The 13,102-nt window shown below is 41.3% G+C and carries 17 protein-coding genes and 1 tRNA gene; 7 read left to right on the top strand and 11 right to left on the bottom strand.

Annotated features, from left to right (window positions below; translation table 11 throughout):
- Positions 1 to 146: 146 nt before the first annotated feature.
- From CHX27_RS09360 to CHX27_RS09350, 3 genes are read right to left on the bottom strand one after another with little or no spacing between them, the layout of a single operon-like run.
- Positions 147 to 1,172, bottom strand: coding sequence for a HipA domain-containing protein (locus tag CHX27_RS09360; RefSeq protein ID WP_094486511.1), 1,026 nt, complete (start codon positions 1,170 to 1,172; stop codon positions 147 to 149).
- Positions 1,159 to 1,485 (bottom strand): HipA N-terminal domain-containing protein, encoded by a 327-nt coding sequence (locus CHX27_RS09355; protein WP_094486510.1) that lies wholly within the window; start codon positions 1,483 to 1,485, stop codon positions 1,159 to 1,161. Before CHX27_RS09355 ends, CHX27_RS09360 begins: the two co-directional genes overlap by 14 nt.
- A complete protein-coding gene (locus CHX27_RS09350) occupies positions 1,478 to 1,714 on the bottom strand; it encodes a type II toxin-antitoxin system Y4mF family antitoxin (protein ID WP_094486509.1) in 237 nt (78 codons plus the stop codon). Before CHX27_RS09350 ends, CHX27_RS09355 begins: the two co-directional genes overlap by 8 nt.
- 724 nt (positions 1,715 to 2,438) lie before the next feature.
- Here CHX27_RS09350 and CHX27_RS09345 point away from each other — a divergent pair.
- The 4 genes from CHX27_RS09345 to arsB are packed head-to-tail and all read left to right on the top strand — an operon-like array spanning position 2,439 to position 4,747.
- On the top strand, positions 2,439 to 2,771 hold the full coding sequence (locus CHX27_RS09345) for an ArsR/SmtB family transcription factor (RefSeq protein WP_094486508.1): 333 nt from the start codon (positions 2,439 to 2,441) through the stop codon (positions 2,769 to 2,771).
- A 15-nt stretch (positions 2,772 to 2,786) separates the two neighbouring features.
- Entirely contained in the window at positions 2,787 to 3,254 is a 468-nt protein-coding gene (locus CHX27_RS09340) for a DUF6428 family protein (protein ID WP_094486507.1), read from the top strand.
- A gap of 10 nt (positions 3,255 to 3,264) precedes the next feature.
- The gene (locus CHX27_RS09335; protein WP_094486506.1) at positions 3,265 to 3,684 is read left to right on the top strand and encodes an arsenate reductase ArsC; all 420 of its coding nucleotides are present in this window, start codon (positions 3,265 to 3,267) and stop codon (positions 3,682 to 3,684) included.
- Positions 3,671 to 4,747: an ACR3 family arsenite efflux transporter gene (gene arsB, locus CHX27_RS09330; protein WP_094486505.1), complete on the top strand. Its 1,077-nt coding sequence runs from the start codon at positions 3,671 to 3,673 to the stop codon at positions 4,745 to 4,747. Before CHX27_RS09335 ends, arsB begins: the two co-directional genes overlap by 14 nt.
- On the opposite strand, the gene CHX27_RS15890 is transcribed toward arsB, so the two are convergent.
- Entirely contained in the window at positions 4,737 to 4,865 is a 129-nt protein-coding gene (locus tag CHX27_RS15890) for a hypothetical protein (RefSeq protein ID WP_262494586.1), read from the bottom strand. The genes arsB and CHX27_RS15890 overlap by 11 nt on opposite strands.
- A gap of 48 nt (positions 4,866 to 4,913) precedes the next feature.
- Between CHX27_RS15890 and CHX27_RS15720 the strand changes: the two genes are divergently transcribed.
- Together CHX27_RS15720 and CHX27_RS09320 are read left to right on the top strand one after the other, a co-directional pair.
- The gene (locus CHX27_RS15720) at positions 4,914 to 5,381 is read left to right on the top strand and encodes a hypothetical protein (RefSeq protein ID WP_207758952.1); all 468 of its coding nucleotides are present in this window, start codon (positions 4,914 to 4,916) and stop codon (positions 5,379 to 5,381) included.
- Positions 5,382 to 5,509: 128 nt separating this feature from the next.
- Complete coding sequence (locus tag CHX27_RS09320) at positions 5,510 to 6,229, top strand: carboxypeptidase-like regulatory domain-containing protein (RefSeq protein ID WP_165764482.1); 720 nt, start codon at positions 5,510 to 5,512, stop codon at positions 6,227 to 6,229.
- A gap of 251 nt (positions 6,230 to 6,480) precedes the next feature.
- Here CHX27_RS09320 and CHX27_RS09315 read toward each other — a convergent pair.
- A tRNA-Ala gene (locus CHX27_RS09315) sits at positions 6,481 to 6,554 on the bottom strand.
- A gap of 57 nt (positions 6,555 to 6,611) precedes the next feature.
- On the opposite strand from CHX27_RS09315, the gene CHX27_RS09310 reads away from it, so the two are divergent.
- Entirely contained in the window at positions 6,612 to 7,373 is a 762-nt protein-coding gene (locus tag CHX27_RS09310; protein ID WP_094486503.1) for an enoyl-CoA hydratase/isomerase family protein, read from the top strand.
- Between the two features lie 84 nt (positions 7,374 to 7,457).
- Here the strand turns inward: CHX27_RS09310 and CHX27_RS15550 are convergent, their stop codons facing one another.
- From CHX27_RS15550 to metG, 6 genes are all read right to left on the bottom strand, one after another.
- Complete coding sequence (locus tag CHX27_RS15550) at positions 7,458 to 7,634, bottom strand: hypothetical protein (protein WP_165764481.1); 177 nt, start codon at positions 7,632 to 7,634, stop codon at positions 7,458 to 7,460.
- Positions 7,635 to 7,698: 64 nt separating this feature from the next.
- Positions 7,699 to 8,217 carry a ferritin gene (locus tag CHX27_RS09305; RefSeq protein WP_094486502.1) on the bottom strand — a complete coding sequence of 173 codons (519 nt, stop codon included), beginning with the start codon at positions 8,215 to 8,217 and terminating at the stop codon, positions 7,699 to 7,701.
- A gap of 42 nt (positions 8,218 to 8,259) precedes the next feature.
- Positions 8,260 to 9,612 (bottom strand): hypothetical protein, encoded by a 1,353-nt coding sequence (locus CHX27_RS09300; protein WP_094486501.1) that lies wholly within the window; start codon positions 9,610 to 9,612, stop codon positions 8,260 to 8,262.
- On the bottom strand, positions 9,609 to 10,238 hold the full coding sequence (locus tag CHX27_RS09295) for a CatA-like O-acetyltransferase (protein WP_094486500.1): 630 nt from the start codon (positions 10,236 to 10,238) through the stop codon (positions 9,609 to 9,611). The genes CHX27_RS09300 and CHX27_RS09295 overlap by 4 nt, the downstream gene beginning before the upstream one ends.
- Positions 10,222 to 10,935, bottom strand: coding sequence for an HAD family hydrolase (locus CHX27_RS09290; protein WP_094486499.1), 714 nt, complete (start codon positions 10,933 to 10,935; stop codon positions 10,222 to 10,224). The genes CHX27_RS09295 and CHX27_RS09290 overlap by 17 nt, the downstream gene beginning before the upstream one ends.
- 2 nt (positions 10,936 to 10,937) lie before the next feature.
- Positions 10,938 to 12,980 (bottom strand): methionine--tRNA ligase, encoded by a 2,043-nt coding sequence (gene metG / locus CHX27_RS09285; protein WP_094486498.1) that lies wholly within the window; start codon positions 12,978 to 12,980, stop codon positions 10,938 to 10,940.
- Positions 12,981 to 13,102 lie beyond the last annotated feature (122 nt).

The following is a 13,102-nucleotide window of genomic DNA, read 5'->3' as shown; positions in this document are numbered from 1 at the left end:
GCAAGGTAATCCTTAACGCGAAAAATCGTTACCGAAAATCGTGCAAATATATTCATTAATTACGGGCTTTTTGCTTGAACTATTCACAACTTATTGTGATATTTCGGCAAATTTTTTGGGTTTTTTCACCACTTGCAAATCTTTTTTTAAACCAAACCCAATTGCTTGTATCTACTATCGATCAACGCCCGATAACGTTGCTGGTATTCGGCTGATACAAAACTCTTTTTCAATACGTCGAGCATTTCGGGTTTTGCGTACACAAACAAGTCTAAGGTATTGTCTAAGTATCGTTTACTCAATCCGCAATTTTCAAACGCGGCACAAAAATCTTTGTAGGCTAATTTTCGCTTTTTCGCGTTTAAGGTCAGTGCCAACTCTTCGGTATCAACCGGATTTACCAAAGCCGTTGGAACTAAATCGTAGGCCGGAGCAAGCACTAAACCATGCCCAGGCTTCTCGAGCAGCGAAAAGTTTTTCAAATGCATATCGGCGTTCCCGGTAAAAAAACTAAACAAAACCAGCTCAAAGAAATTACCTACATCCAACAGCGGCGAACTCGAGTGCTTCAAGATTAACTTTGCAACTTGTTCATGACTCCCTTTGTACTTGTCCTCGGTAAGTCGCTCGCTAAGCTGGCACATATCTTCCATATGCAACTTTTCGTTTCGGGATCGATCAACGCGTTTCGTGATGTAACACAACGTGCCATCTTGCAAATACAACAAGCTGTGCGGAACCACTTGCAAACCACAAACCTGCGCCATGTGCATACTTACGCTTTCCAACTCGGGCAGTTGCGGGTAAAACTCCGACGGTGGTTTAAGTATATAATCACCGTACAAACCAACGATTGTTAACTTTTTAGTTAGATTTTTCGAGGCTTTTCGATACAAACTCAACGATACTTTAGCTTGAACTCCGGTAACAGCCATCTGACTTTGGATTACTTGTGTGGCAAGTTCTTGTAAATCGGCTAAACCATAGTGCAATTCGGGTGTTTTTAACTGTCCGTAAAAGCGTTTATTGCACGCTTGATGTACTGTTGCGTTGCCTTCGTTTAGCGGTTCGTAACAATGCAAACAGCGCGTTCCATAAAAAGCAGGCGGTTCTTGCACCAGATTTACTGCTGCCGAACTTCGCTCTAAATATTTCTTTTTATAGTTCTTCATGTTCTAAAACGCTAACTGCACCAATGCTGTCTTTGCAACACGCTAAAAGCAATCCCATCCGATCGCGGTAATTTATTTTCCAGTTTCTTTCTGCCAAATCAAGCAACCAACCTTCGGGTATCAATCCGTCAAAAAATGCGAATAAGGTTTTGCTGTTGTATGGTTCTTTTTGTAAAGGTAAAGTCACGCTTACTGCCGTTGCTGCCGGATTCGTCAAGTAAGAAGCATCATAAGCAAACGTGTAGCCGCGCTCGTTTTCAAGCAAGTAGCCACAATAAACTCCTTTTACAAAGATGTTTGCTTTTCTATGCATCTTGTTTCAACAATAAATCGCGATCAAGTGCAACTGGACCCAAGGTTTCGCCGAACAATCGCAACACGTCGTTCACTTTATCTATTCGTAAGGTTGTTTTTCCTTGTTCTAAATCGCGCACAAAACGCAAGCCTACTCCCGCTTTTAACGCTAGTTCGGGCTGCGTCAACCTGTTTTGCTTTCGCTTTATTTTGATATGCTTACTCAAAGGCGTCAGATTTTCTTTCATTTTTATACCTTTTCAACTACAAAAATATCATTTTATCGTTTAAAAATACCACAAAAGGTATAATTTTTATACAAATCATATTTTTTATACCTTTTATAGTGTAAATATAGATTCTCAACTTACTTTTATGCTATTTATGGTATAAAAATTCGATCTAAACCTAAAAGGTAATTGCGTCGATTCGAAATTTGCGCAAACAAATCTGACCGTACAGTTCCTGCTCCACCAAGTTAGTACCAACTCGGCTTTGTTCAACGTAAGCTCGATATAAAAATTGGAATAAGAAGTCAGTTAATCAGTAAAATAACAGCGATTGTATCTGCAAAAACATACAAAAGATAAAAGGCTGTTTTTGAGTCAGAAAAAGGCAAAAGAATTTAGCACAGCACAGTTACGGAACATTTTTCTACTGAACTAATTTTCAAATCTAATAATTATGATAGGCTTATTTCCTTCAAAATGCAAAGGAATCTCAAAACAACAACAACGAAGGTAACCGTTTAAATGGTCCGCTTTAAGAACTGTATAGAAAAATATCTCTCAAACGATCTAAAAGCCTTACCTGAAGCGTCCTAGCAAACATTTCTATGTCGCACTGTCGTTTATTACTTAATTCCGACAAGATAATTTTCAAATCTTTCAATCTCGAAATCTAAAAAATTTAACCCCTGCGAAACTATACTTTGAAAAGCATATCGTAATATTGCGATATATAAATATAACGATGGGAATTACCAAAGCAGCGTACTTCACAGACGCACAAAACGAACTCGCCGATATCGCAAAAGCACTCGGAAACCCCGCTAGAATTGCCATTCTAGACCATCTTGCCAAAGTTAATAGCTGCATTTGTGGCGATCTTGTTACCGAACTACCCCTGGCTCAAGCCACCATTTCTCAACATCTGAAAGAACTTAAAAACGCCAAACTCATTAAAGGAAACATCGACGGAAATGCCGTTTGCTACTGCATAAATCACGAGGTTTTCAACAAATTTAAGGCCTACCTAAACATCTTTTCTAACGCAAACGACAACGCAAATACCTGCTGTCCGTAATTAAAAATTGTTGCTATGACTATTCAAAATTTCAAAGAAATCTTAACCCAGTTACCCGAACTTGGTTTTAAAACCCCAAACGGCAACGCCATTCCCGAGCACTTACACATCACAGAACTCGGCATAACTACAAAACATTTTATCGACTGCGGCGGAACGGTTCGCACCGAGTCGCACGCCAACTTTCAACTTTGGGTTGCAAACGATACCGAGCACCGGCTCACGCCCGAAAAACTATTGCAAATTATTACGCACTCGGAGAAACATTTCGCACTTGATGCGCTCGACATTGAGGTAGAGTACCAAGGTGAAACAATCGGGAAATACGGCATCGATTTCACCGGTAGCGCGTTTACCCTAATTCCAAAACAAACGAACTGCTTAGCGCTCGACAACTGTGGCATTCCGAAACAAAAGCGCGCTTTAAACACGATAACGGCTAACGAACCTTGTTGCACGCCAGACGGCAACTGTTGTATTTAACTATTTTACCATGAAAAAAATCCTAGTTCTTTGTACGGGAAACAGCTGTCGGAGTCAGATTGCTCACGGCTATTTAAATCATTTTGCTCACGGAACTGCAGAAGTTTACAGCGCTGGTGTTGAAACGCACGGCGTAAATCCGAAAGCTATTGCCATAATGGCCGAAGACGGTATCGATATTTCGCAACATACCTCGAATCACATCGACGAATACGCACAAATTGATTTTGACTTGGTTATTACCGTTTGCGACAGCGCCAAGGAACGTTGTCCGTTTTTCCCGTCGCGTGCACAAAAATTTCACCACAACTTCCCCGATCCGGCGAAAGCTACAGGCACCGAAGAAGAAATCATGCAGGAATTTCGCAGCGTTCGCGATCAGATAAAAGACTACTGTCGGAATTTTGTTACCGCACATGTCAGCCACTAATTTCACTCCCGCGGCAGCACGTAAGCGTTTAAGCTTCTTGGATCGCTATCTAACTCTTTGGATTTTCCTGGCAATGCTTATTGGTGTTGTACTCGGAAAATTTGCGCCAGAAATCCCGCAACTCGTCGAATCGTATAGTGTGGGAACTACAAACATTCCGTTGGCAATCGGTCTGATTTTAATGATGTATCCGCCGCTGGCCAAGGTTGAATACGCGAAAATGAAGAGCGTTTTCAGTAATGTTAAGGTGCTGAGTATTTCGCTATTTCTGAACTGGATCGTGGGTCCGTTATTGATGTTTACACTCGCCTACTTTTTTTTACAGGACGAACCCGAATACATGACCGGACTGATACTTATTGGTTTAGCGCGTTGTATTGCGATGGTTGTGGTTTGGAATGATTTGGCAGAAGGAAATCGGGAGTACGGCGCCGGACTAATTGCCTTAAACAGTTTGTTCCAAATATTTACGTACAGCTTTTACGCATACTTTTTCTTGACCATTTTTCCGAGTTGGCTCGGACTGCCCACAGTTTCTGTGAAGATCTCGGTTGCCGAAATTGCCGAAAGTATTGGTATTTATTTGGGAATTCCGTTTGTACTTGGCGTTGTTTCGCAAAAAGTGTTGCAACAAGTTAAAGGTCGCGACTGGTTTTTTGGAAAATTCATTCCGGCAGTTTCTCCAATCACGTTAATTGCTTTACTTTTTACCATCGTTTTAATGTTTAGCCTTAAAGGCGAAACGATAGTTGCTATTCCGTTTGATGTGCTGAAAATTGCCGTTCCGTTAGTTGTATACTTCGCGCTGATGTTCTTGCTGAGCTTTATTGTTGGTTTGCTGATGAAAGTTGATTATTCGCGCAATACAGCTATAGCCTTTACCGCAACGGGAAATAATTTTGAATTAGCGATAGCAGTAGCGGTGGCTGTTTTTGGCATCGGAAGTAAACAAGCGTTTGCCGGCGTTATTGGTCCGCTGGTTGAAGTACCCGCCTTAATTGCATTGGTTAACGTAGCGTTTTTCTTTAGGAAGAAATACTACTCGAAGGAAATTACTTCTTGAGAATCCTATCACGAGCATCAAATTTGAAATTTCGATACTCCGATGCAAAGTCGGCATGCATTGATGTCACATAGAATCCTAGATTTTGCATGGAATTCACGATTTTTAATTCGTTCATTTCAAATGAGCGGCTAATTGTGTATTTTCGAAAATTAAAACATACAACATGCGAAAGTACTTTTACATATTTCTTTTTGGTGCCGCTTTTATTTCATGTAAGAAAGAATTGCAACCGCAAGAAAGCTCATCGACAACCGATACAACAAAAGTAGCTACGGCTGCTCCGGGCACTGTTACGCCTGTGCCCGTAGGAACACCTGTTACAGGAGTTCAACCTGCGGCCGTGCAGTCAACTTCCGCACAGCCACAGCAAATTGTAGTTAACCAACCGGTTGCAAAAACTCCAAAAGGTATGAATCCACCGCACGGACAACCGGGACATCGTTGCGACTTACCCGTCGGTGCGCCGCTTAACAGCAAGCCAAAGCCAGCAGCAACACCAGCACCAGCAACGGTAACTCAAATGACGCCACAACAGTCGGTTGTTGTTCCACAGCCCGTTGCGGCACCGCAGCCTGCATCAACGCCTACGGAAGCGCCTGCTGCAACTCCAGAGAAAAAAGAAGGTGAATAGTTACAAGCAATTTTTGAATATTATTGGGCTCATCGGATGTTTTCTGATGAGCCTTAGTTTTTATGGACAGCGCGTATCGGGCACCGTTTTCGATGAAAAGGACAATTCAGCGCTCTCTTATGTAAATATTGGAATTCCTGGAAAAAAACATCGGAACCGTATCGAACAATCAAGGAAGCTTTTCGATAGATCTTACGCAAGCCAACGATACTGATGTACTTGTTTTTTCAACGATTGGATATAAAAGTAAATCTGTTCGTGTTTCGAACCTTCGAACAGACAGTAAAACCCTAGAAAATGTGCGTTTAGAGCGCGAAATTTATGAACTAAATGAAGTAGTCGTAAAACCCGGAGCATTTCGAACGGTTAATTTGGGTCGGAGTTTCGGCCGCACTCGACTCAGCGCTGGCTTTGCGAACAATAAACTGGGAAATGAGCTCGCCATGGAATTTAATGCGGGAAAAACTGCCTTTTTCCCAGAGCGCTTTGAAGCAGTTATCAGTACCAACACGTACGGAAAAATAAAGCTGCGTGTTAATGTTTACGAAGCTGCCAACGGCGTTCCTGCTAAAAACATTCTTTCGGAAAACATCTTTGTAGAAACCGAAATCAAAAAAGGAATTTTAAGTGTGGATTTAACTCCATACGATTTACGTGTCACCGGAACCTTTTTTATTAGTCTTGAAATTATTGAAGATATGGGCGAAGGCAGATTGCATTTTGTTGCAGATTACAAAGGAAAGCCCATTTTAACTCGAGCTGTGAGCCAAGGAAACTGGCGCTCTCAAGACGATGTTTCTCTGAACTTCTCGGTTATCGGGAAGCAAGAAGTTGGAAAAAGTAAATAATCTGAGTTCAACATAAAGATCTTTGTTAGAACGCTTGAATTGCGGCATTTAAATAGTTTGCGGAAATTTTTGCTAAACTATTTTTTAAGCTAGCCAAGTAAACAGTCGCATATTGCGTTGTGCTTTTTTAAGATATCTCGGTATCCCAAAGAAGATACGCCTCGTAATCAACTATTTAAGTGATTTCTAACTTTGATTTTCACATCGAACTCACGTTAAATAAAAAAACCACTCGTTGTTGAGTGGTTGAGTGGAGAATACCGGATTCGAACCGGTCACCTCTTGCCTGCCAGGCAAGCGCTCTAGCCAAATGAGCTAATCCCCCTATTGGTTGGCAAATATAACAGAATTTGTCTGAACTTTACAACCTGAATGTTTTTGTATGAATATAGACTCTGCTTTTGTAAAAACGAATGTCGATAGCCGTGTTGCAACGATTACCTTTTACCATCCGCAAGGAAATTCATTTCCAAGCACACAGCTTACCGATTTAACGCAAGCGCTCAACGAACTTTCGAACCGATCAGACGTTGCGGTTGTTGTGCTGCAAAGCCACGGAAACTCGGCGTTTTGTGGCGGCGCTTCGTTCGACGAGCTTTTGCAAGTACACGATGAAACAACCGGAAAAGCGTTTTTTAGCGGCTTTGCCAATGTGATAAACGCCATGCGCAAATGTAAGCACCCCATTGTAGGTCGCGCGCAAGGCAAGGCCGTTGGTGGCGGAGTGGGTTTACTTGCCGCTTGCGATTACGTTTTTGCCAGCGAAAAAGCTTCCATTAAGCTTTCTGAATTGGCAATTGGTATTGGTCCGTTTGTAATTGAACCCGCCGTTTCCCGAAAAATAGGTTTAAACGGCTTTAGCGCAATGACTTTGCAACCCAATCGGTGGTTCGATGCACCATGGGCCTTGCATGCTGGTTTGTACCAGGCGATATTTGCCGACACCAACGAGCTAGATTTGGCAGTACAAGAATTTGCTTCAAGCTTATCGAATTACAGCCCCGAAGCCCTACAAGATATAAAAAGAGTGCTTTGGCAAAATACCGAACATTGGGATACGCTGTTGTACGAGCGCGCTGCCATTTCGGGTCGTTTGGTGTTGTCGGAGTTTACGAAGAAGAAACTCGGGGAATTGAAAGCATAGTTTTTGAAGTTTGTAGATTTCAAAACGTGTGTACAGCTTTAGCCGCCGGAACGCCCAAAAAAAAATCTGCCTCGAAAGACAGATTTAAGCAATTTTCTTCAGTAAATCGAACATTGGACAACGTTTACAACGCTTGTCTTTACCTTTTTTGTATTTCTCGCAACAAGAAGCTTTGCAATTCGAGGCGATCTTTAGTTTTTTAACCAGCTCTTTTTGCTTCTTCTTTTTGTCGGCTTTCTTTTCTGCTTCCTTCTTGCTCATCTACAAAGATTTGAGCAAAAATAAAACTTATTTTAATACATTCTAAATAAATTTAAGCGAAGAATTAATTCGCCCCAGGCAGAATTTGGCTTGTTACGGTAATTTGCTGGATGTCGCGATCAAATAAGTACAATCCGCCTTTATCATCTCCGATCAAATTGATTTTATCGAGTATCGTTTTTGCTTGAGCCTCTTCTTCAATTTGTTCAGCAACGTACCATTGCAAGAAATTATGTGTCGCGTAATCTTTCTCACTTAATGTAATGTGCACGAGTTCGTTTATAGATTGCGACACGAAAAGTTCATGCTTGTATAATTCGCTAAAAAGTTGCTGAAAGGTATTGAAGGTAGTTTTTGGGGCATTGAGCTCGGTAATGTGCGCGTGACCACCGCGTTCGTTTACAAATTTGATAAGTTTTAACATGTGCACGCGCTCTTCATCCGACTGCGCATACATAAAGCGTGCAACACCTTCTAAACCTTGAATTTCGGCCCAGCAAGCCATCGACAAATAAATTTGTGAGCTTTCAGCCTCGATACGGATTTGGTTATTGAGTGCCTGTTCAACCGATTTTGATAACATAGTAAAATTTTTTTAGTAAAGTTAGCAAGAATACTTCTTTGCTTAATCGCGATCTAGAAATTTAGACACATTCAACGTTTGATCTTCCGGTACAAATGCAGCTTGAATGTAGGCGTTCTTAAATTTGGTAATTGCGTTAACTTCTATTTTCTTCTCGTCGTTAAACTGCAAGATTTCGTCAATTGCTGGAACACAGCGCAAGTATTTTTTAGGCTGGAGGAAAGCATCGGTTGCGAGTTCTGCGTAAAAAAGTATACTGTTTTCATAGAGATCGTCGTCTGGATCATAATCCGCAACAGCAGCGACGGCATATAGTAAAAATCCGCCCGCAGATACACCTCCGTCAAGGGAGCCTATCGTAATTAATTTACCGTTTTCAGATTCATAAACACTCAAACCCATTTTAGGTTGCGAGATTCGTTTTAAAAAGCGCTTCGTTTGCAGTTCGGACCTTGGAACTCCACCGTTTCGTTGCTCGTAAAATTGAAAGTCTGATGATCTCGCATCGGTTTTTGCTCCAACTTGCCAGCGTTTTAAAATCTTTTTTGATTGAAGATCGGTAACAACAACCACAAGACTGTCTTTACTTGTTGAAATTTCGAAAAGCTCCTTTTTCCCTAAAGAAGAGGTATAATTATCTGGATTATGAACATTGGAATTGAAAACACTACTTTTCGTTGTATACGATCTAAAATCAATCTCTTGCATAGTTGTGCTTCCTTTTCGAGCACGCAGAAAAATTGCTTTACCATTTTTAAAAAAGCATTTGTCGGCATTCAACGTTTCTAAAACGGGCGTATAGTTATCGTTGATTTCCGCAAAATCTTGTTTTCTTAGGAAATCTGCAAAAAGCTCGTTGCCGTTAAAATTATCGAACGGCGTAGTATCGATTGCCTTTTTTATTACGGATGTACCTTGCAAACTGTAGGCAAAACAAGCTTTAGTGTTTTTGTTTACCGTAAGGAAATGACGCTGATTCCCGTCTTGAAATTGCGCGGTGCACACTTCACCAGTTTCGAAAATTGCTTGGGAATGCATCGCATATGAATCAAAATTTTGATTCGTTTTCAAGGTAATTAGGCGACTCTCGGCTTCGTCAATAAAATGAATAAATACACTATCGGTCTTAAACGTCATTTGAATGTTTTTCTGTAAACTTTCATTGACGTTATACGACACCGAATCCCGCAAAAACAAGGCTGAATTGTATCGCAGAACTTTCAAATTTCCAGGCTTGTATGCTAAAACGTACAAGTTGCGCTCATCGCCATCGGCAAACAGTGCAATTTTTGCGTTATCCGTGCGCTTTTTCCAATTGATTTTTGTAGCGTCTATTTGTTGCGCTGTCGCGGAAGTAAAAACTAACAACAGGAATAATCGAATAAAAAAATTCATAGTTCATTTAGATTTTTTTGAAATGCAACAAAAAAATGTTCAACATCGCGGCCGTCGGCGAGTGCGTGATGAACGTGAACAGCAACGGGCATCGCAATTTTATTGTCTGTCTTCTCAAATTTACCAAACGTAATCTTCGGACAACTATCCGAAATGCTAAATTTTCGGGCATGCGACAGCGCCAAAAAGTGCAAGTTTGGAAACGTTGAAATATGTATCAAATTTGCTTCGTCAAACGTGCGTGTGAACAATCCTGAAGTGTTTTGTACACGAACGATTTCCTGCTTTGCAGCGACTGTAAATGTTAAAAAATCGGAATAAAAGGGAATATAACTAAATCCGAACGTGCCGTCGGGTCGCAAAATAGTTGCGGATGCGTGGCTGTAAGGATATTGATATACCTCGGAATCTTCGATGCGCAGGTTAAGCGCCGAAACTTCAGAAATCGCTTTCAAACAGCAATACAAATAGGTGCAAAACAAACTCTGATTTTGTTCTTTCGCGAATCGAAGAGCATTCTGAATATCAACTACAGCGGTGACTCCAAAAAATGGCTCTTCAAACGTTTTAAAAAAGTGAAAATGCGCTTTACGATTCCAATTTTCGAGATCAATTTGTTGTTTCATCGCTGAATAAGGCGGTTACTTCATGGATATTCTCGCAAGTGGTAAAACGTTCATGAACCACTTGGTGGTCGATTTTCTCATGCGCCCAGGTAGTATGAAACGGAATATGTACGGCATATCCGCCAACTTCGAGTACAGGAAGTACATCTGATTTTAACGAATTTCCGATCATCAGAAAATCATCTGCACTAATTTCAAGACGATTTAATAGTTTTCTGTAATCGCTCGCTTGTTTGTCAGACATGACTTCAATATGGTGGAAATAATGTCCAAGACCGCTCTTATGTAACTTCCGATGCTGGTCTAATAAGTCGCCTTTAGTGGCAACAACGAGTTTGTATCTGCCCGAAAATGATTTTAAAACATCGGGTACTCCGTCGAGTATTTCGATAGGCTTCTCAATTAATTCTTTACCCAAAGCAAGGATCCGTGCGGTAACTTCATTACTGATCGTGTTGTTGGAAATCAGCAAAGCGGCTTCGATCATCGACAAGATATAGCCTTTAATTCCGTACCCGTAGTATTTTAGATTGTCAATCTCTGTCTTGAAAAGTTCGGCAGAAAGCTGATGACGCGATAAATACGGTGCCATGAGTTCGCAGAAATGTGTTTCCACTTCTTGGAAATAGGGCTCGTTTACCCACAAGGTGTCGTCGGCATCAAATGCTATAACCTTAATATTACTTGGAATTTTCATAATTACGATATAGTACTGCCGTTTTGTACAGTGTTTTCTGGAACCATAAAATGTAATTTCCCTTCGGCGTCGGAGGTAAGTAACAACATTCCCTGGCTTTCAACCCCGCGAATAGCTCTTGGTGCTAAATTGGCTAAAACCATAACTTGTTTACCTACGATTGCTTCAGGTTCGAAGTGTTCTGCTATTCCAGATACGATTGTCCGTACGTCTAATCCTGTATCAACTTGTAGTACAAGTAGTTTCTTAGCTTTCGGCATTTTCTCAGCGGCTAAGATGGTCCCTACTCGTAAATCCATTTCTGAGAATTTCTCGAAAGTAGTTTCGGGTTTCAATTCCGCTAGTTCTGCCGCTGCTTCTGAAGCGTTGCTCGCAGCCAATTTTTCCATTTGTTTTTCGATTTGTGCGTCGTCTATTTGCTCGAACAAAATCGCCGCCGCATTGATTTGGTGACCGGGTTTTAAAAGCACATCACTCTTCAAGAAATTCCAATCTTTCCGACCGAGTTGCAGCATGTCATTTAATTTTTGTGCAGCATGCGGCAAGAACGGCTCAGCTAGAACTGCAAGCGCACTGGCCACTTGTAATGCCACAAATAGCTGCGTTTTGACGCGCTCTGCGTCTGTTTTTACGGCTTTCCACGGTTCTTGGTCGGCGAGATATTTATTTCCTAATCGCGCAACATTCATCATTTCTTGCGAGGCCTCGCGAAACCTGTAGCGTTCAATTGTGCTGGCAATTACATCCGGATATGCTTTCAGTTCCTCCAATACCGCGAGATCTTCGGTTGTGAAAGCGTTTGGCGTTGGAACCAGCCCGTTGTAGTATTTATGGGTTAAAACCACCACACGATTTATGAAATTGCCAAAAATAGCTGCCAATTCGTTGTTGTTTCGCGCTTGAAAATCCTTCCACGTAAAGTCGTTATCTTTCGTTTCTGGAGCCGCAGCGGTAAGTGCGTAACGCAACGAGTCTTGCTTTCCCGGAAAATCTTCTAAATATTCATGCAACCATACGGCCCAGTTTTTCGAGGTAGATAGCTTCTGGCCTTCTAAATTCAAAAACTCATTCGCAGGTACGTTATCGGGTAAAATATAGCTTCCTTCTGCCTTGAGCATGGCTGGAAATATAACGCAGTGGAAAACAATGTTGTCTTTTCCGATGAAATGAACCAACTTCGTATCTTGATCTTTCCAATACGGTTCCCAATTTTTGCCGTTCAGTTGTGCCCATTCTTTGGTTGCCGAAATGTAACCGATAGGTGCATCAAACCAAACGTAGAGTTTTTTTCCAGTTGCTCCTTCAACTGGCACGTCTATTCCCCAGTCTAGATCTCGAGTTACTGCTCTTGGTTTTAGTCCGTCGTCAATCCATGATTTTACCTGACCGAGTACGTTAGTTTTCCAATCTTTGGCATGTCCTTTTAAGATCCATTCCTTTAGAAAATCGCTGTATTCGTTCAAAGGCAAAAACCAGTGTTTCGTTTGCTTGAGCACAGGTGTAGCACCGCTGATCGTCGATTTTGGGTTTATTAAATCCGTCGGACTTAGTGTAGAACCACATTTTTCGCATTGGTCGCCGTACGCTTCTTCATTTCCGCATTTCGGACAGGTTCCGATTACGAAACGATCGGCTAAAAACTGATTTGCCTCAGGATCGAATAATTGTTCGGTTGTTTCTTCTTCGAACTTTCCCGCCTCATACAATTTCTTAAAAAAGTCGGATGCTGTTTGGTGGTGAATATTTGCTGATGTTCGTGAATAATGATCGAATGAAATACCAAAATCTTCAAAAGATTTCTTGATGATGTGGTGATATTTATCGATTACTTGCTGCGGTGTGATGCCTTCTTTACGTGCTTTCATAGAGATAGCAACACCGTGTTCGTCGCTTCCGCAGATATAAACGACATCTTTATTCTGTAAGCGAAGGAAGCGAGCATAAATATCTGCGGGAACGTAAACACCTGCTAAATGGCCAATATGAATGGGACCGTTAGTATAGGGAAGTGCCGCTGTAATGGTATATCTGGCTGGATTTTGCATGGGATATAAATTGGAATGCAAAAATAAGCTAATAGCAGTATTTAACATGAATACGAGATAAAATCTTTAGCTGTTACTTTGATTTTGGGGAGCTTTCGAGATTCAAGGCTTAAACTATTTTA

The sequence above is a fragment of the Flavobacterium aurantiibacter genome, assembly GCF_002251775.1.
Lineage (GTDB): Bacteria > Bacteroidota > Bacteroidia > Flavobacteriales > Flavobacteriaceae > Flavobacterium > Flavobacterium aurantiibacter.
The sequence above is the reverse complement of the archived record's forward strand: the minus strand, read 5'-3'. Positions and strand labels throughout refer to the sequence as shown.